This is a genomic window from Acinetobacter sp. A22, from assembly GCF_030913345.1.
GTDB classification, from domain to species: Bacteria; Pseudomonadota; Gammaproteobacteria; order Pseudomonadales; family Moraxellaceae; genus Acinetobacter; species Acinetobacter junii.
The window spans coordinates 1,869,242-1,887,197 of sequence record NZ_CP133162.1 but is presented as its reverse complement, the minus strand read 5'-3'; the positions used below and the strand labels follow the sequence as shown (position 1 = coordinate 1,887,197).

Genomic DNA, 17,956 nt, shown 5'->3' with positions numbered 1-17,956 from the left:
TTACTCATCAACAAAGACAGTAAAATTTTCAACAGGTTCGCGTGGTGTAATGAAGGTATTCACGATGTGATCTGGATCGGCATATCCTAATGCAATTGCACAAATAAGCTCTTCATCATCTGGTGCTCCAAGTACATCTAAGACAATCGGATAAAAGTGATTCCATGCAGCTTGAGGGCAAGTATCCAAACCACGTGCTTTAGCCGCGACCATCACATTTTGAATCATCATCGAAATATCCATCTTCGATCCGATTCCCATCGCTTTGTTGACAGTAAAGAAAAGTCCAACAGGCGCATCAAAAAGCTGAAAGTTACGCAGTTGTTGTGCTGCCATTTTTTCCTTTTCGCCTTTTTGAATACCTAATAATCCGTATAGACCCCAACCATTTGCACGACGACGATCAATAAATGGTGAAATCCAATTTTCTGGATAATATGCAAAAGTTTCTTTGTAGCGCTCTGCTAATTCTGGTTTTTGAAATAACTCAAGTTGAGCTGCACAGACGCGTTCAATCATCTCTGCACGTTTCTTTCCAGTAAGCACATAAACCTTCCATGGTTGAGTGTTTGTACCTGATGGTGCTCGGCTTGCGACTGACAAAATGTCTTTAATCGTTTGTACATCAACAGGTGTGTCTAGAAATGCACGTACTGAGTGGCGAGAAGTTATTGCTTCATCAACATAACGGACTTGTTCCGTATTCATATAAACTCCAGCTCTTTTAGCTATTTTCTCATTGGGTGAGACTATAAATGAATCTGGTGTTTTTGCAGATGGTTTTTTAGTCGTATTGCAAAATTTGTTTTAAAAGTAATCGTGTTTTCGTTTCATCAGTAAAGGCTGAATAATTTATGTGCGGTTTTGTTTTGTTTGTGTGAAAAAGAAATATATTTGTAACATAATGAAATAGAACTATTATTTAGCCAAAATTGTTTAAAACTGAGTTTTTATTCGAATAAAAAAATACACACAATATTCTAAATTTATGCATAATACGCCCTTTTTAAAAATTGATTAGGCTTTCCTTACTGATTGGGTGAGGGGGATTTTCTATTACAAACATAGTGAATTTATCCAATTTTATGTTTGTAGAAATGTTGAAATATACATCGAATACAAGGAGCTTCTCATGAGTTTACCTCTCATCCGCAAGCCGTTCTTGATTCAGGGTTTGGCATTTACTGTTGCTATCTTGATGATGAACACGACACAGGCTGCTACTGAGCAAGAGCAAATTCAACAACTTCGTGATGAAGTGAAAGAGTTGCGCGCTTTACTTGAACAATATGTTCCTCATTCAAAACAAAAAACCACATTGCCTGTTTCAGATTCCGCTCAAGTTCTAGCTGCTCAGACTACAACTCCATCATCTGATACAAATAAAAAATCGCCACTCTCTTTTCAAACAGCATCTGGTGCTGATGTAAAGTTATATGGTTTCTTGCGTGGAGATGCTTCTTATCAAGCCAAAGGTGGCGATGGTATTTTTAACCGAATTAATAAAGTCGATCTCGAAAATAATGAGAAAAATAGTGACCGATTTTATAGCACTGCGACCGTGACTCGTTTGGGCTTAGATTTTAAAGCACCTGTACAAGGTGCAGATGTTGGTGGAAAGCTAGAAGTTGATTTTCGCGGTGGAACTAACAACGATACAATCCGTATCCGCCATGCGTATTTGACTTATAACGACTGGTTGTTTGGTCAAACTACATCAACATTCTTGGCGACAGATCTGCAACCTGAGATGCTTGATTTCAATTCACCTTTAGGTATTGGTACATATCGAACTCCAATGGTTCGCTACAGTGGTTCTTTGAATCCTGTCACGAGTTATGCGATTGCATTGGAAAAAGGTAGTGATGATAATCGCGCGCCTGCACTTAGCTCGAAAATCAAATACGATTTTGCAGAGGGTAAGGGGACAACTTCAGCTCGTGCACTTTTGACAGAGGTGCGTAGTAGAGTGAGTTATGAAGATAAACTAATAGAAATTGATAAAGACATATTTAAATAAGAGCGAAAGCAAATCACCTCGAACGAATCTGACTTAGGTTGGGGGATTGCGCTGGGTGCAAAATACAAATTTACAGATTCTTTGCAAGCGATGCTTGATTACTCACATGTGAAAGGTGATAGCAAATTTTTGCTTTACACCAATAATGCGTTCAATGTGAATCCGACAAATTATGATTTAAATCTCAATGAATTTGATGCTGTGACTGTGGGCACAACGTATCAGATCACGCCAAAAGTTCGTAGCACTTTGGCGTATGGCGCGATGTTTGCTAAAGATAACAATGCATTTGCTCAACAAGCATTGCTAGATACTGCGCAAAACAAAACGCTACAACAAGGTTGGTTGAATGTAATGTTTTCACCTGTTACGCCAATCACGTTCGGTTTAGAGTATATCTATGGCGAACGCAAAACCTTCAATGGTCAAAAAGGTAAGGATAACCGTGTAGGAGCAATGGCTCGCTATAACTTCTAACCTATCCTATAGGTGTAATCATCCGTGAAAACCATCTGTTAATACAGGCTGGGTTCTTACAAAGAACTGTATGTTTTTTATTAACTTGATTGAGTTTTCACTCATTTTGAGAGTTACTGTTTTATTAGTTGTGTGATGGAAAAACTATCTAAAAACTAATGAAATAAACGGAAGAGGATATGGAATTTACTTTCAATGGTTTTTATACCCTAATTTCGGCGGTTATCGTCTTGTTATTAGGGCGTCTGCTCGTTAATAAAATTGACTTCTTAAGACGTTACAACATCCCAGAGCCTGTCGCAGGTGGTTTGGTTGCAGCAGTTGTATCTTTGCTGGTGCACTCAATGTGGGGATATAGCATTGTTTTCAGCAGTCAATTGCAAACAAGTTTTATGCTGATCTTCTTTGCTTCAATTGGTCTAAGTGCTAATTTTATGAAGCTTCGTGAGGGTGGTATTGGACTCGTTATATTCTTGATCTGTGTGGCTTCTTTTATCGCAGTACAAAATGCGGTAGGTATGAGTCTTGCGTCATTGTTAGGTATTGATCCATTGGTTGGTTTGATCGCTGGTTCGATCACGCTCACAGGTGGTCATGGTACTGCTGGTGCTTGGGGTGAAATTCTTGAAACCCAACATGGGATTCAAGGTGCATTAGCACTAGGAATGGCAAGTGCGACATTTGGTCTAATTATTGGTGGGATCATTGGTGGTCCACTGGCTAAATTATTGATCAATCGTTATAGCCTTGCACATGAAAAAAGTTCATTAGAAATCAAAGATCGCGATACGCATCTTGATAAACATCCTGATGAACTTGCTCCATTTGAAAACCCACATCAAGTACGTTTAATCACAGCAGATAATGCAATCACAACATTGGGTATGTTCGCTGCCTGTCTTGCATTTGCTGAGTTTATGACGGGTTATAGCAAAGGGACATGGTTCGAGTTACCAACCTTTGTTTGGGCGCTTGGTGGCGGTGTTATTCTCCGAAATATTCTTGAAAGCGTATTGAAAATTGATATTTTTGATCGTGCAATTGATGTGTTTGGTAACGCGTCGCTTTCATTGTATTTGGCAATGGCATTGCTTTCGTTGAAGTTATGGCAATTGGCAGATTTGGCTGGACCACTGGTTGTTATTTTAGGTGCTCAAACCATTACTATGGCTCTATATGCAGCCTTTGTAACCTTCCGTGTGATGGGTAAAAACTATGATGCTGCTGTTCTTGCTGCGGGTCATTGTGGTTTTGGTATGGGGGCAACACCGACTGCGGTTGCAAACATGCAAGCCATTACGAATATGTATGGACCTTCCCATAAAGCGTTCTTAATTGTTCCGTTATGTGGTGCATTCTTTGTTGATTTAATTAACGCAACAGTAATTCAAGTTATCTTGAAATTCTTTGCCTAAGTCGGATCAAAAGCCCCATATGGGGCTTTTTTGATTCATCCATTTTTATCGTATATGTGTTTGATATACATATAATTTATTAAAGCGAATAAGTGATGAATGAACAATTAAATGCCACGCTGATGTCGTGGGTGCAATTCTTTAATGATCCGCTCTGGAATTTCTTGGTTGTCTTGTTGGTTGCAGTGGGTGTGTTTTACACATTAATCACAGGTGCGGTACAGCTTCGCTTATTTTTACACAGTATTCGTGTCATGAAAGGCAGCCGTAAAGAATGTGTGGATGAGCACGGGATCACACCGTTTCAGGCATTCGTTACAGGACTGGCAAGTCGTGTAGGGGTGGGTAACGTTGCTGGCGTTGCGATTGCGATTGCGATTGGTGGACCAGGTGCAGTGTTTTGGATGTGGTTTACTGCATTCTTAGGTATGAGTTCTGCATTTGTGGAATCATCGCTCGCACAGTTATTTAAGGTACGAGACCATCAAAACAAACAATTCCGTGGTGGACCTGCGTATTACATTACTCAAGGTTTAAAGCAAAAATGGTTAGGGATTGTTTTCGCACTTTCTCTCATTTTAGCTTATGGGTTTGTGTTTAATGCTGTTCAGGCGAATGCGATTATTGGTGCAACTTCTCATGCTTGGGGATGGGATAAGGCCAATCTAACTTTAGATTTGGGTGGTTTAGACCTAGAAATCTCATGGGTTGGCATTGGACTAGTGACAATGACAGCATTGATTATTTTTGGTGGTATTAAACGTATCGCAAAAGTTGCTGAAGGTATCGTGCCATTCATGGCATTGCTTTACATAATCGTAGCTTTGTACATCGCTATCATCAATCTGCCAATGTTGCCAGAAATCTTTAAACTTATTTTCACAAAAGCTTTTGAGTTTGAAGCAGCAGCTGGTGGTTTCTTCGGTGCTATGATTTCTATGGCAATGATGATGGGGATTAAACGTGGTTTGTTCTCAAATGAAGCAGGTATGGGTTCTGCCCCAAATGCTGCTGCTGCATCAGATGTAAAACATCCAGTAAACCAAGGTTTAGTGCAAATGCTAGGTGTCTTTGTAGATACCTTTGTTGTGTGTTCATGTACTGCGATTATCATTATGGTGTCAGGCATGTATCACGAAGCAGGTTTTGAGGGCGTAACTTTAACGCAAAAAGCGCTTGAGAGTCAGATTGGCAGTTGGGGCGGTGGTTTCCTCGCTATTATTCTGTTCTTATTTGCCTTTACGTCGATTATTGGTAACTATGCATATGCGGAAAGTAATGTGCAGTTCATCAATAACAATCCTAAAATTATGCTTGTTTTCCGTATTTTAGTATTAGTTATGGTGTACTTCGGTGCAATCACTAGTGTTCCATTGGTTTGGTCTATGGCAGATTTATCGATGGGATTGATGGCAACTATTAACCTGATCGCAATTCTATTGCTGACTCCGATAGCATTGATTTTATTGAAAGATTATACCTCTCAGCTTAAAAAAGGGATTAAAGAACCTGAGTTTAAGATTGATAACTATCCTGAATTGAAGAAAAAAGTCGATTCCGATATTTGGTAAATTGATAAAAAGCTCCTGTAAAGGAGCTTTTTTTTGTGGCATAGAAATCAGTCAGCAAAGAATTGATACAGCTTTTAAAAATCGCTCGGAGTAAAATTTGAGAGTGATATAAAGTGAATATGGCATCAAATGCAGATGAAACAGCTTAAATTATTGACTCTAGGACTATCGATGATGTTTGTGGCGGGTTGCCAAACCACATCACAACTACGACCTGTTGTAGAAGATGCTCAGGTACAAACCATGAGTCAACCTTTTGCTGCGATCAAAAAACAACAGAAACGTCCTGTCATTGCGCTGGTATTAGGAAGTGGTGGTGCGAGAGGTTATGCTCATATCGGAGTGATCGAAGTGCTTGAACAGCAAGGCATCCGACCTGATTTGATCGTAGGTACAAGCGCAGGCAGTATCGTGGGTTCAATATATGCCAGTGGTAAAAGCGCAGCTGAATTAAGAGATATTGCACTCAAACTCAAAGCCAATGATGTACGTGATGTAAATGTGAGCCTCAAAGGTTTCTTTGATGGTAAAAAAGTTGAAGACTATGTCAATCAACAAGTGCTTAACACACCGCTACAAAAGTTAAAAATTCCAATGTATGTGGTTGCAACTGAACTCAAAAATGGGACGAAAACCGTATTTAACTATGGCAATACAGGGCAAGCCGTCCGTGCATCGACTTCTATTCCAAGTATGTTTGTGCCGACTAAGATTCGTAATGTCGAGTATGTTGATGGTGGGCTAGTGAGTCCTGTCCCAGTTGAAGTAGCACGGGAACTAGGTGCGGATATTGTGATTGCTGTAGATATTTTGGCGCAGCCAATTCATACCGAAACCACCAATGTATGGGGCTTGTTCAATCAAAATATTAATATCATGCAAGGGCGATTAGCCGAAGAAGAATTGAAAGATGCGGATGTCGTGATTCAACCTGATCTACGTGAAAAGGCACATATCTTTGATGTGAAAGGACGTGAAATGACTATGCAAGCTGGGATTGATGCAGCACAGGCTAAACTTGCGGATATTCAATCGACAATTCAAAGTAAGCAAAATTCAGCCACTCAAGCGCAGCAAGATTTTGCATTGAAAATAAATTCCGTAGCACCCTAATCGGCTATTTTGCTGCCAGTAAATCAATACAAGATAAGGCTTGGTTTGCTGGCAGATGTTTTCTAATAAAACAATTTGTAAATCCTCTACAAAAAGCTATGAAAAAATCAAGAAAACAGGTAAATAACTACAATTCATTAAACTTTTTATTAAACAAATTTAAGTTTTGCATTATAGGATGACGCATCGACGTCATCAGTAACACCACAAGGATTGTTAAACACGATGTTTAAATCATTTTTTCCTAACCCACGCCTTTTTTTTATATCGGTGATTGTATGGTTAGCGCTCAACATGCTGCTTTGGTACACAGGTGGGCATGGATGGGGAGAGTACTTGGGTTTTCCGAAAGGTTATGCTGAAGCTGAATTACCGATTGGCGTGAGTCGCTTTTGGTCCGCAGCCTTTATTTGGTTCTATATTTGGTTTTTAGTATCAACAGCATTATTCGCTGCCTTTTGGCGATTTTTATCTGATAATAAATGGCAAAAGTGGTCGATTTGGGGATCGGCATTCATTCTGTTTAATATCTGGTTTGGTGTTCAGGTGAGTGTTGCGATTAACGCATGGTATGGTCCATTCTGGGACATGATCCAAAAAATGCTCAGCGATGGTGGTGGTGACATCAATGATCTTTACAAAGGCACATTGACCTTCCTTTATATCGCGATGGTGGCAGTCACATTTGCAGTCATTAATGCATTTTTTACCAGTCACTACGTATTCCGTTGGCGCACAGCAATGAATGAATACTACACCGCCAACTGGGATAAGCTGCGACATGTAGAAGGTGCGTCACAGCGTATACAAGAAGATACCATGCGCTTTGCGACCATCATGGAAGACTTAGGGGTGGAGTTAATTAAGTCAGTGATGGTACTAATCGCATTCTTACCTTTATTGTTCCAAATCTCGCAGAAAGTTCCAGTCTTACCGATCGTGGGGGAAATTGAACATTCTTTGGTGTGGGCGGCTGTTGTATGGGCGATTGCTGGTACAGTTATTCTAATGTTAGTCGGGCAGAAACTTCCTGGTTTGCAATTCAATAATCAGAAGGTTGAAGCTGCTTATCGTAAAGAGTTAGTCTATGGTGAAGACCATGAGAATCGTGCTGATCCTGTTACGTTAAAAGAGTTATTTAGTAAGGTACGAGTCAATTACTTTAGACTTTACTTTCATTATGCCTACTTTAACTTAGTGGCAATTTGGTACAAGCAACTCGATATTTTATATAGCCTTGTCGTATTATTCCCTGCGATCGCATCTGGAAAAATGACGCTTGGTTTGATTAACCAAATCAGTAATATTTTTGATAAAGTCCGTGAATCATTCCAATATTTGATCAGTTCATGGAAAACCATTATTGAACTATTATCGATTCACAAGCGTCTAAAAGCTTTTGAATCTATTCTTGATAAAGACTAGATCCTACAAAGAAAAAACCTGCTTCGTGCAGGTTTTTTTATTGCTTAAAGTAAGCAAATTCCTAATCCAGCACCTAATGCCATGACCCACAAAGGATGAACTTTTTTAAACATCCCAAGAATTGCAGTCAAGATCACAATTAAGATCAGTAAGGCATTTTGTGCAGAAGCATCTGCAATTAGCCATGCACTGACTAGGACTAAACCAACTGTAATTGGCTTTAAGGCTTTTTCAAATCTTGCTCGTAAAGGATGGTCCTTAAAGCGTTGCCAAAATTTGAGCACATACACTGTGATAATAGATGATGGACCAAACTTCGCTAAGGATGTAACCAATAGACCCGCTGGACCAGCGACATGCCAACCAACTAGCGGCACGATCATCATATTGGGGCCGGGTGCAGCCTGTGCCATTGCAAAAAGCGAACTAAATTGTTCCGCAGTCATCCATTGATGTACGGTTACAACTTGATGCTGCATTTCAGGAAGGATGGCATTACCACCACCAAAAGCTAGTACAGAGAGTTGTGTAAAGACGATCACTAATGTCCATAAGATCATGATTTTTTCACTCCAAGTACCAACAAATTAATCGCAACTAAGATAAATAAAGTCAGTGCCAAAGGAAGTTTGATTAGCAGCATAAATACAAAGGTCAATGCAATCGTCAAAACGGTGAGATAGCTTTTTAAAATGGGGCGTAACATTTTAAATCCTGTGGCAAACAATAAGCCTGCGGCAGCTGCCGCTAGTCCTTGGATCATGTGTTGTACTGCAGTTAAATATTGGAAATGCTCATAGACTTGGTAAATGATCAAGACAATCGCTGTTGGCGCTGAAATTAAGCCCAATACAGAACTGATTGCACCTTTAATACCTTGGAACTGCATACCAATTGCAACTGACATATTGATAATATTACCGCCAGGAAGTAACTGACATACGCCAAGTAAATCGGTAAATTTTCCTTCATCTATCCATTTTTTTTCTTCAACGATAATGCGATGGGCTAAGGGCAGTACCCCACCGAATCCCATTAATCCTAACTGCATAAATCCCGTAAATAATGCCTTGCAATCAGGCGCTTCTGATACTGGTTCACGCTCTATTGATATTGCTTCGGCTTTCATCGGGACACCTCCTCATCTCTTTTACTCATGATAGGATGGTGGAATAGTGGTATATTTACAAATGCTATTTTTTACATCATCTATACTTTTAGGGTATGTTTAATGGATATTCATAAGCTTCAAGCATTCGTTGCTGTGGTTGAAGAAAGTAATATTTCAAAAGCTGCTGTCCGTCTGCATATGCAACAACCACCATTAACTCGTTTAATCAAAAGTTTAGAAGAAGAACTCGATACCGCTTTATTAAAACGTTTACCTCGTGGTGTAGAAGTTACAGAAGCAGGGAAGGTCTTATATCAAGAAGCGATTACAATTTTGGCACATGCCCAGTCAATTCCTAAAAGAGTCAGAAATATTGCACAGGGTTTAGAAGGTCAGATCAATATTGGCTTTACCAATTCAGCAGGATTACATCCATTTTTACCCGCATTATTGCGCCAATTTCGTGAGAAATTTCCTGCTGTGGCAATTCATTTGGAAGAGGACAGCAGTACAGCCTTAACAGATGCCGTGATCAATGAAAAACTAGATATTGTATTTTTACGCAAGCCTGCACCCATTCATAAAGACGTACAAAGTCTTCATGTCTTGGATGAGCCGCTGATCGTGGCTTTACCGAGTAATCATCCATTGGTAGAAAAAGAGGGTGCGATTCGCTTACTTGATTTGGAACCATATGAATTTGTACTTTACCGCCGTTTAGCAGGGCAAGACTTATTCGATAATATTTTGGCAAATTGCTATCAGGCGGGTTTTAGTCCGAATATTGTCCAAGAAGCCCCACGTTTGACATCAAGTCTCAACCTGATCGCAGCAGGGATCGGACTCTCAATCGTACCGGCTTCGATTCAAGACTTTTGGAATAAACAAATTATTTACCGTCCTTTGGAAGCCAAGAAACCTTGTATTGCACCGATCTATGCAATTTATAGAGCCAAAGATAATAATGTTCGAGTAGCACATTTTTTGGATTTACTTAAAGCGAGCCAAGTATTAGAAAATGCGTCTACTACTAATGCGTAAAGTGATAGAAGTTTAAAATTGGTCCAACCAAATGTTGTTGAGATTTATCTAGGGTGACTTTGATTTCTTGAAAGTTAAAATCGCTATCATCACGATATTTCGCTATGCCATGGGTTTTGTTATTCATTTTCGGAATCTGATAACTAAAGAAAGCAACGTATTTGGATGGATGTACTACATGAATTAACTTTTGTGTGTCTTTATAACCGCCAAATTCATTCTCAATGCTTTCTTTTAAAAGGTTTGGAAAATAAAGAGTTGCGTAGGGCATACCGCAACCAACACAAACTGAAGAATCATATAGTTCAATCGCTTGTTTTTGATTCGTGCTCATTAGCAATGCTGAACCTGTACCATTTGCCCCTGCATTTGCTTCGATATCTTGCCAGTCTTTTGGGACGAGCACAGCACCAATTTCAGGTAGTCCGACCAATTTAAGTTGCTTTGCCAGATTAGCATCTAGCTTAAAATCAAAATGACAGCTTTTTGCTGTACACGATTTAAAGTCTTTTAACAGTCCATCATCGAAGGGATTAGGCGCGGTAACACCATAAAAAGGAACGCGAACATCATTGCTAAAGGAGACTTCACCCAATGCATATATTTGATTCATTGCTTGGCGTTGTTTTATCGTATTTGAAAATTGAGGAAAAATTGGTTCAAATTGACTGACTCCAGCGTGAGTTATTGGAGCAGACAACAGTAATAAAATCGTGGAAATAGAGCATAATAATTTCATTTTTAAAATTTGGTCAAATCAACGTAGTTTGAATCTTCTATCTTCTGCAATAATATGATTTAACACAAGGGTGCCGTAGTCATTTAAACGCTTTACCATACTTTATAAAAATACGAGTGATAAAAAATGAATCCGATGAAAAATATACTTTCTGTTTGCTGTTTTGTGGCGCTAAGTTGTCCTGCTTTTGCGCAGGAAATCAAAGGAATTTCATTTTCACATCAGGATTGGGAAATATATTGTACCAATACAGGAACATGCCGAGCAGCAGGCTATTCGGATGAATATAGTCATGAGTCTATTGAGCCAGCATCACTCTTACTGACACGTAAGGCTGGAGCAAAGCAAGCCGTCAGTGCTGAATTTGCGTTAGGTAATTTGGAGCAAGAATCTCTATCTCCAGCTAAACTTAAAAATTTACGTTTTTATGTGAATGGAAAAGATTTAGGGCAAGTGATTGTTGATGGTGCGGACTTCCCAATCATGGGGAAACTCACTGCCGTTCAGGTCAATGCATTGCTGCAACAAGCCAAACAAAAGACAGATATTGTATTTAAAAATGCCAATGTCCAATGGCGTATCTCTGATGCAGGTATGACTGCTGCATTGTTAAAAATGGATGATTTTCAAAAGCGAGTCGGTACGGTTGGGGGGCTAATTAAACAAGGCAAAGCTGATGAATCAAAAGTGTTATCTGCTCAACCCAAACTCACAGTGAAACAAGTAAAAACCTCAGATCAGCCATATTTAACTTTAGAACCAACATATAAACGTTATACCGCCATTCACCAAATCTTAATGGCTGCTCAACCATCACCCAAAGAAGATGATTTCTGTAATGGACTTTATGATTACGATTCTGATGGATCGAAACCCCAAGCAATTCAATTTTACAAACTCACAAATCATAAAGTTTTGGCGATGACGATCTGTTGGCGTGGAGCGTATAACGAAGGATATGGTGCTTGGGTGTTAGATGAATCACTCACGGGTAAAGCAACTTTTGTGACGGAACATGCCTCGGATTTTTATAAAGGTGTAATTCAGAGTGCTCAAAAAGGTCGTGGTATCGGGGATTGTTGGTCAAGTGATGAGTGGGTATGGGATGGTCAGAAATTTGTACACACCAAAGATATGTGGACAGGCATGTGTAAAGGGCTTGCTGCGGGCGGTGTATGGGAGCTTGATAAAATCGAAGCCGTTGTAAAATAAAGCGTTACATCAATAAAATAGCCTAAGGAAATATCATGCTGAATAATAAAATTCATTTAAGTGGGCTGATTTTAACGGTTTCACTCAGTTGTTTTAGTTCTTCAATTTTGGCTGTGCCATTGCAGATATTAGACTTTAAAAAAGGACAACTCAGTCAGGTTGAGCAGCAGCAAATTTGTGAACAACTTAAAGATCTCTGCCAACAGCAAGCGCAATGGCGCAGTTTAAAAACAGTAGATCAAAATCTATGGCTATTGTCAGGAAGTGATATTGCGCAATTTCGTCTATCGACAACTGGACTTAAATTAACCAATCAGTGGCGTATACAATTAGCACCCTCTGAGGAAATGGAACGGACTAGCCAATATATTTTTCCTAAACTATTTCCTATGGATCAAAACCGTTATGCCGTTGCCGTGATTGATACCGTTTCAGAAATGTATTCGGGTGGTGGTGCAGGGATTGAGCGCGCTAGTTTTTATGAATTAAAGGATTCAGGGCAGACACATCGCTTTATTGAAAATTATCCTTTTAGTTTTAATCGCATGATTCGGGCATGTTTCTCTGAACAGGATTATGAAACTTCTCAAGGTAAATGCCATGATGAAGATCGTTTGAGTCTAGATATTCGTCCGATCAAGCCGATGCTTTGGCAATTCCGTTACCGCTATAGTCTGGATGTGTCACCTGCGTCAGATTCGGGTGAAAAATCATTTAAGGGTAGTCGCAATCTCAATATTGATCTAAACAAAGTGCCAAAACAGCCAAATATTCCTGCACATTGGGATTATCAAGGACAAGGCTAAGTTCGGGTTTTACATTTTGCCTAAGTTTTCAGGCTTTGGACTTACGCAATTTACAGCGTCATAACAGATGGTTTGTATAGTGCGTGATACAAAGAAACTGATTGCTTTTTGGAACTGTGCTTATGTCTCCTGTTTATTTTTCATTTCGCCGTAAATTTTCTCATTTGAGTCGTTCTGTGATCATTGCTGCGGCTGTGTTGGGTACAACACAAGTGGCGATGGCAGGGCCAACCGTCGATCAACTCAGTGATTGTTTGGTGAAAGCCACGACAGCAGCGGATAAAACCACAGTTTTACAATGGACATTTACCGCTTTGGCTGCACATCCTGATTTAAAGGGTTTTAGTAGTGTTACACCTGAGCAAAAGAATCAGTTAGATCAGAAATTAGCACAAGTTTTACAGCGTGTGATTGTTGAGCAGTGTTCGACACAGACTAAGGCTGTGATTCAGGCTGAGGGGATTCAAGCGGTTGGTGAGGCTTTTCAGCAGTTAGGCCAGAGTGCGGGTGAGGATATTGTCAAAGACCCAGCGGTCAGACAACAGTTACAAGGCACGTTGCGTTATATTGATTTAAATAAGTTAGTCACGACTTTTTTAACACCTGATATTTGGAATAAGTTGGGTGTGTTAAGAGGGGAGTAACCATTCCTAAAGGTAGAGATTATGTCTATCAAATTGATTACATGATAAAGTCTCTCTTTCTTAAAGCAGAGAAGCGAAGCTTCGAAAGGGGGGCGCACATAAAAAAGGACTTTGAAGATTGAGTACGTCGAAAGCCTTCGAGTTTAGTGATAGAAAAAACTTATTGATGATCATGCTTTAAATTAAATAATTTTGAAAACTATTACATTGATATTATAATTTATGAATTTGATTCTAAGGTGATTCGTGTATAAGATTTTTGTGGTTAGGGATAGAGGCCTATATAAAAATATAACTGAAGAAAATTTTGTGCTAATTTCACCAAATAACAAGAAGGATGGTTCACTTTTTTGTGAAATAGAAGTTTTTGAAGATTTTCAGTCGGTAGTGAAAATCTATGGACTAATTTGTTTTTATCATGTAGGAGAGCGATTAGATCTATTTCAATTTTTAAATTATCAAGGTGATAAATTAGTAAGTCTTTTCCTAGGAAGCTATAGCTTATTTACTATTTTAGAAAATATTGAAGAATATGATAAAATTAGAGATCTAAAAAACTTTAAAAATATTCTTGGTACAATAAACGATGTTTCCTATTTGAATTTTTATGAAAGAAGTGAAAGAAGGAGTTTCTATAAATTCAAAAATACGGATTTTTTTATGAATGAATTTTTAGCAAGTAGGGAGCGGTTAAAAGCTTATGGTAATGGATTTGATGGAATTAATAAATTAAATATATTGGAGAATGTTTGTGTTGAAATTAATAATGGAGCAAAAATATCCTTTAAAATAAATAAAAAAAAAGATTCTTTATTTCCTAATGCGATATATTCCATTGTAGGGAAAAATGGTCTGGGTAAAAGTATAGCGCTAAAGGAAATTTATAAAAAATATATAAATAACTTTAATAAAATTCAGGTTTTTTCAAGTGGATTAATTTCGCAATCTTACTTTCAAGGACTTGCAAAAAATGATGATTCTTATATAAATGTTTCAAAAAATTCAAATTTCAACTATTTGATTTCAGAGCTTTTGCTTTTTAGGGGAGAAAATTTATCATCAATGCTCTTTTTTTTGTTAGCAGATATTTTTTCGGATGAAAGGTACGATAATGTTTATATTAGTAGACTACCATTTAAAGAAAAATTAAATCTTAAACAATTTTTTGAGAAATTAGGAAAAAGTGGGTTTTTTAATGAAGCTGACTTTTCAAGCATGAGTATTCAAAGAATTATTGATGGACGGAACTATAGTTTGAGTAGCGGGGAGAAGGTTATTTTAAATGTTGTTTTTAATATGGTTTTGACTGTTTTAAAAAATGGTGGTGAAAATTTGTTTATATTTGATGAGCCTGAAAATCATTTACACCCAAATTTTATTTCTCAATTAATGAATTTTATTAATAAAATTTTATATCCGTCGAACTCCTATGCAGTGATTGCAACACACTCTCCATTTATTATAAAAAATTTACTAAAAGAAAATATTTTAGTTTTGAAGCAAAACAATGATTTAGTGGTTGCTGAAAAAATTACGTTCAATACTTTTGGGGCAAATGTAGAAACTATTTCTCAATTTGTTTTCGGCAAGAATGATCTTATGGAGCTAGAACGGGAAGTCGTAAAGGAGTTAGTAGAGAGTTACCCTAGGGATTGTAATTTTGACAAGAATAAAATTATAGAAAACTTATCAACTCATTTAAGTCCTGAGTTAGTTGTTGAAGTTATTGAAGAATTGAGAGGGGAAAATGAAGTTTATAAGTAAGGATATTCTGGATGTTGATGATTTTTTGAATTTAAATGGGATTAATAAGCCGCCAGATAGCTATAAACACTTGAAAGTGGTTTATGATAATAAAGATATATTAAAATCTTCTTATATAAACTATATTTTTTTTGCAAAAAAATACAGAGTTGTTGATATTCCTAGGAATTCAATTGTTAAGAAAATAGGTAAGCATAGCTTTGTTGAACACTATAATAACCCTAAGGGTTTTTCTAGTTTTATTGATAAGTTTAGAGGTGATAATCGGTCTGGTTTTTGCTATATGTGCGGAGCACTGAGTGCTGGTACTTTAGATCATTTATTACCTAAAGATGAATACCCAGAATTTTCTTTTTTTTCTAAAAATTTAATACCTTCTTGTGATTGTAATCAAAAAAAGAAGGAAAATATTTCATCCGGTCTGAATCCTCATTTTTATGAAGAGTGTGATGAAGAGTTGTATTATTTAGACATTAGCTTAAATGGTGTTATAAATAATCAAATTTCGTATGATTTCGAAATTAAAGTAAAAAAAGATTTTAATAGTAATTTTTATGGGTTGATTGAATATCATTTAAATAATCATATTCTAAAGTTTTCTGATATAGATAATTATATGAGAAATCGGTGTGCAAGTATGTTAAATAATCCTATAGATGCACTTTCTATTAGAAAGAAAATAAGTAAAAATCAGTTGAGAGAGAAAATTGAAGATTTTTACTGTGCAGCTAAACATGAAGCAAAATCGTCAAATCGATGGGATGTTATATTCTATAAAAGTTTATTGAAGCGTTCAGTTTTCTTATTTATCTTTGGAGAAATTCAAAAGAAATATCCATAATAAAGAAAACCCGCTCTTAAGCGGGTTTTTGTGAAATTAGATCAGTTTAACCAATCAATTTCTTCATTAATTCATTCACTTGAGCTGGGTTAGTTTTACCTTTTTCAGCTTTCATGACTTGATCGACAGATCATTAAAGGTTTTTCCATTTCAAACTAACTCAGCTTCTAAGCGCTCTTTTTAAAATGCCATTTTCACCAAATAGCTTTTCACGGTATTCTGCCTCGAGTTGTTCTGTTTGCATATTCAGTGGGTCGAAATGTTGATCTCTGACATCAAGCATTTCGATAAAAGTGCGAGAAAAAATACCTAAACGATTCACACCACCAAATGCTAAATAAAATGCATCTTTTAGTTCTTTGGCTGAAAACTTAATATCCTTACGTTTTAAAATCCGAATCCAATAATCAAAGGTGATTGGGGCAATAAAGCGAGCTACCCGAATCAAAGCAATTCTTCGATGTCTAACCGTATTACCACCAATTGCTTTCAGCGCATCAAAAGCAACAGATTTATGCTCCAGCTCTTCCAGCGCATGCCATTCCCAAAGATTTCGACTTTCTTGAGTGGTTTTCTGTTTGATTAATGGATCAGTCAACAGCAAGCGAGCAAGAGTAGCAGTGAAATGCTCCATCACTACAGTCGCCGCTAATTGCTCAACTTTGGGAAGTTTACGAAATTTATCTAATCTGGCTTTGGTTAAGGCTTCGATTTCGACTACTTCTGGATAATTTGATTGAATCAGATGCTCATTCAGAGATTTATGTTCTCGACTATGAAAAGCTTCTTGCGCAATAAAATTACGAATATCTTCGAGCAATTTTTCATCCGTAATTTGATCACGAACATTACGCACGCTCTCGATGAAGAACATTTCACCCGGTGGAAACATCGCAGATAAAACTACAAACAGAGAAGTCACAACAGAATTATCTTCATAGTAAAAAGTAAATTTTTTGTTTTTATCTAAAGGAATAATGACATTACGTCGGACGATTCGTTGTAGAGATTGTACTGATATATTCATCTTTTTTCCCTGTCATCTATAGAAGATAATTTGAACAAAAATTTAGTATGTATATAGAATCTATCAGTGAATTTATACGGAAAAAAGACGGATTTAAGGATGAGGTTTTTATAATGGTAACTATAAGAAAACCAAAACAAAGTAGGTCTAAAAATACTTATAGGTCTATAGTTGATGCAGGATTTATATCAGTAAAAAATAATGGATTGGATCACACTACCGTGTTGAAAGTTTGTGAGATTGCGGGTGTAGGTTCTGGAAGCTTTTATGAATATTTTAAAAATAAAGAAGCCTTGTTTGTAGAGATGCAACAACACTTTATCGCTGAGCTTGCTAAAGTCATTTACGAGGTCATTCCAACTATTCAGGAAATGGAAATTCCTGAAGCAATTCGATCTATTTTTTTACATATTGGTGAGTTTTTAGCAGCGGATGAGAATAAATATTTTTATTGGCTGAGCGTTTCAAGTAAATACAGTACCGAAGCCAGTCATGTAAAAGCAGTCAAGGCGATCAATACATTAGCGATTGAATACGCGGTGAAACATCCTGAGGTATTGAGAATAAAAAATCTAAAAATGATGGTTTATATTTTAATTAATTCTAGTGTCGCACTGACGATGAATTTCTTTTCATCTCAAAATATGGGTTTTACTTTTGAAGAATTAATTGATTGTCTGATTGATATTACAATGTCCTATATTGATGATGATCGTAATAAGTTAAAAATATAAAAAACCCGCTCTAAAG

At 37.3% G+C, this 17,956-nt stretch carries 16 protein-coding genes and 2 pseudogenes; 12 read left to right on the top strand and 6 right to left on the bottom strand.

What is annotated here, in order from left to right; translation table 11 throughout:
• Nucleotides 1-708, bottom strand: a complete 708-nt coding sequence (locus Q9Q86_RS09220) for a nitroreductase (protein WP_087539783.1) — start codon at nucleotides 706-708, stop codon at nucleotides 1-3.
• 676 nt (nucleotides 709-1,384) lie between these two features.
• Here Q9Q86_RS09220 and Q9Q86_RS09215 point away from each other — a divergent pair.
• From Q9Q86_RS09215 to sbmA, 5 genes and pseudogenes are all read left to right on the top strand, one after another.
• Nucleotides 1,385-2,497, top strand: a pseudogene (locus Q9Q86_RS09215) (DcaP family trimeric outer membrane transporter); the annotation flags it as partial.
• Nucleotides 2,498-2,676: 179 nt separating this feature from the next.
• On the top strand, nucleotides 2,677-3,912 hold the full coding sequence (gene gltS / locus Q9Q86_RS09210) for a sodium/glutamate symporter (protein WP_004950593.1): 1,236 nt from the start codon (nucleotides 2,677-2,679) through the stop codon (nucleotides 3,910-3,912).
• A gap of 95 nt (nucleotides 3,913-4,007) precedes the next feature.
• Nucleotides 4,008-5,483 (top strand): sodium:alanine symporter family protein, encoded by a 1,476-nt coding sequence (locus Q9Q86_RS09205; protein ID WP_112987286.1) that lies wholly within the window; start codon nucleotides 4,008-4,010, stop codon nucleotides 5,481-5,483.
• A gap of 135 nt (nucleotides 5,484-5,618) precedes the next feature.
• Nucleotides 5,619-6,596 (top strand): patatin-like phospholipase family protein, encoded by a 978-nt coding sequence (locus Q9Q86_RS09200; protein WP_112987302.1) that lies wholly within the window; start codon nucleotides 5,619-5,621, stop codon nucleotides 6,594-6,596.
• Nucleotides 6,597-6,821: 225 nt separating this feature from the next.
• Entirely contained in the window at nucleotides 6,822-8,021 is a 1,200-nt protein-coding gene (gene sbmA, locus Q9Q86_RS09195) for a peptide antibiotic transporter SbmA (RefSeq protein WP_004908683.1), read from the top strand.
• Nucleotides 8,022-8,065: 44 nt separating this feature from the next.
• On the opposite strand, the gene Q9Q86_RS09190 is transcribed toward sbmA, so the two are convergent.
• Nucleotides 8,066-8,581 carry a chromate transporter gene (locus Q9Q86_RS09190; RefSeq protein ID WP_112987287.1) on the bottom strand — a complete coding sequence of 172 codons (516 nt, stop codon included), beginning with the start codon at nucleotides 8,579-8,581 and terminating at the stop codon, nucleotides 8,066-8,068.
• On the bottom strand, nucleotides 8,578-9,150 hold the full coding sequence (locus Q9Q86_RS09185; protein ID WP_112987288.1) for a chromate transporter: 573 nt from the start codon (nucleotides 9,148-9,150) through the stop codon (nucleotides 8,578-8,580). The genes Q9Q86_RS09190 and Q9Q86_RS09185 overlap by 4 nt, the downstream gene beginning before the upstream one ends.
• A gap of 102 nt (nucleotides 9,151-9,252) precedes the next feature.
• On the opposite strand from Q9Q86_RS09185, the gene Q9Q86_RS09180 reads away from it, so the two are divergent.
• Nucleotides 9,253-10,173 carry a LysR family transcriptional regulator gene (locus Q9Q86_RS09180; protein WP_112987289.1) on the top strand — a complete coding sequence of 307 codons (921 nt, stop codon included), beginning with the start codon at nucleotides 9,253-9,255 and terminating at the stop codon, nucleotides 10,171-10,173.
• On the opposite strand, the gene Q9Q86_RS09175 is transcribed toward Q9Q86_RS09180, so the two are convergent.
• Nucleotides 10,163-10,912 carry a DUF4850 domain-containing protein gene (locus tag Q9Q86_RS09175; protein ID WP_039047135.1) on the bottom strand — a complete coding sequence of 250 codons (750 nt, stop codon included), beginning with the start codon at nucleotides 10,910-10,912 and terminating at the stop codon, nucleotides 10,163-10,165. The two genes, Q9Q86_RS09180 and Q9Q86_RS09175, sit on opposite strands and share 11 nt — an antisense overlap.
• 126 nt (nucleotides 10,913-11,038) lie before the next feature.
• On the opposite strand from Q9Q86_RS09175, the gene Q9Q86_RS09170 reads away from it, so the two are divergent.
• The 5 genes from Q9Q86_RS09170 (at nucleotide 11,039) to Q9Q86_RS09150 (ending at nucleotide 16,179) form a co-directional block, all read left to right on the top strand.
• Nucleotides 11,039-12,124, top strand: coding sequence for a DUF1176 domain-containing protein (locus Q9Q86_RS09170; protein ID WP_112987290.1), 1,086 nt, complete (start codon nucleotides 11,039-11,041; stop codon nucleotides 12,122-12,124).
• 35 nt (nucleotides 12,125-12,159) lie between these two features.
• Nucleotides 12,160-12,930 carry a hypothetical protein gene (locus Q9Q86_RS09165; protein ID WP_112987291.1) on the top strand — a complete coding sequence of 257 codons (771 nt, stop codon included), beginning with the start codon at nucleotides 12,160-12,162 and terminating at the stop codon, nucleotides 12,928-12,930.
• Nucleotides 12,931-13,052: 122 nt separating this feature from the next.
• Nucleotides 13,053-13,574 carry a hypothetical protein gene (locus Q9Q86_RS09160; RefSeq protein ID WP_112987292.1) on the top strand — a complete coding sequence of 174 codons (522 nt, stop codon included), beginning with the start codon at nucleotides 13,053-13,055 and terminating at the stop codon, nucleotides 13,572-13,574.
• Nucleotides 13,575-13,820: 246 nt separating this feature from the next.
• Nucleotides 13,821-15,338, top strand: a complete 1,518-nt coding sequence (locus Q9Q86_RS09155; protein WP_112987293.1) for an AAA family ATPase — start codon at nucleotides 13,821-13,823, stop codon at nucleotides 15,336-15,338.
• Nucleotides 15,322-16,179, top strand: coding sequence for a hypothetical protein (locus Q9Q86_RS09150; protein WP_112987294.1), 858 nt, complete (start codon nucleotides 15,322-15,324; stop codon nucleotides 16,177-16,179). Before Q9Q86_RS09155 ends, Q9Q86_RS09150 begins: the two co-directional genes overlap by 17 nt.
• 46 nt (nucleotides 16,180-16,225) lie before the next feature.
• On the opposite strand, the pseudogene Q9Q86_RS17485 reads toward Q9Q86_RS09150, so the two are convergent.
• Nucleotides 16,226-16,306: pseudogene (locus Q9Q86_RS17485) on the bottom strand (hypothetical protein); the annotation flags it as partial.
• 33 nt (nucleotides 16,307-16,339) lie between these two features.
• A complete protein-coding gene (locus tag Q9Q86_RS09145; RefSeq protein ID WP_112987295.1) occupies nucleotides 16,340-17,206 on the bottom strand; it encodes a metal-dependent hydrolase in 867 nt (288 codons plus the stop codon).
• Between the two features lie 113 nt (nucleotides 17,207-17,319).
• Between Q9Q86_RS09145 and Q9Q86_RS09140 the strand changes: the two genes are divergently transcribed.
• Nucleotides 17,320-17,940, top strand: coding sequence for a TetR/AcrR family transcriptional regulator (locus tag Q9Q86_RS09140; protein ID WP_004950638.1), 621 nt, complete (start codon nucleotides 17,320-17,322; stop codon nucleotides 17,938-17,940).
• The last annotated feature ends 16 nt before the right edge of the window (nucleotides 17,941-17,956 follow it).

Excerpts from the sequence above, each read along its gene's own strand:
- Q9Q86_RS09220 (WP_087539783.1), bottom strand. The coding sequence starts at position 708 with ATGAATACGGAACAAGTCCGTTATGTTGATGAAGCAATAACTTCTCGC.
- gltS (WP_004950593.1), top strand. The coding sequence starts at position 2,677 with ATGGAATTTACTTTCAATGGTTTTTATACCCTAATTTCGGCGGTTATC.
- Q9Q86_RS09205 (WP_112987286.1), top strand. The coding sequence starts at position 4,008 with ATGAATGAACAATTAAATGCCACGCTGATGTCGTGGGTGCAATTCTTT.
- Q9Q86_RS09200 (WP_112987302.1), top strand. The coding sequence starts at position 5,619 with ATGAAACAGCTTAAATTATTGACTCTAGGACTATCGATGATGTTTGTG.
- sbmA (WP_004908683.1), top strand. The coding sequence starts at position 6,822 with ATGTTTAAATCATTTTTTCCTAACCCACGCCTTTTTTTTATATCGGTG.
- Q9Q86_RS09190 (WP_112987287.1), bottom strand. The coding sequence starts at position 8,581 with ATGATCTTATGGACATTAGTGATCGTCTTTACACAACTCTCTGTACTA.
- Q9Q86_RS09185 (WP_112987288.1), bottom strand. The coding sequence starts at position 9,150 with ATGAAAGCCGAAGCAATATCAATAGAGCGTGAACCAGTATCAGAAGCG.
- Q9Q86_RS09180 (WP_112987289.1), top strand. The coding sequence starts at position 9,253 with ATGGATATTCATAAGCTTCAAGCATTCGTTGCTGTGGTTGAAGAAAGT.
- Q9Q86_RS09175 (WP_039047135.1), bottom strand. The coding sequence starts at position 10,912 with ATGAAATTATTATGCTCTATTTCCACGATTTTATTACTGTTGTCTGCT.
- Q9Q86_RS09170 (WP_112987290.1), top strand. The coding sequence starts at position 11,039 with ATGAATCCGATGAAAAATATACTTTCTGTTTGCTGTTTTGTGGCGCTA.
- Q9Q86_RS09165 (WP_112987291.1), top strand. The coding sequence starts at position 12,160 with ATGCTGAATAATAAAATTCATTTAAGTGGGCTGATTTTAACGGTTTCA.
- Q9Q86_RS09160 (WP_112987292.1), top strand. The coding sequence starts at position 13,053 with ATGTCTCCTGTTTATTTTTCATTTCGCCGTAAATTTTCTCATTTGAGT.
- Q9Q86_RS09150 (WP_112987294.1), top strand. The coding sequence starts at position 15,322 with ATGAAGTTTATAAGTAAGGATATTCTGGATGTTGATGATTTTTTGAAT.
- Q9Q86_RS09145 (WP_112987295.1), bottom strand. The coding sequence starts at position 17,206 with ATGAATATATCAGTACAATCTCTACAACGAATCGTCCGACGTAATGTC.
- Q9Q86_RS09140 (WP_004950638.1), top strand. The coding sequence starts at position 17,320 with ATGGTAACTATAAGAAAACCAAAACAAAGTAGGTCTAAAAATACTTAT.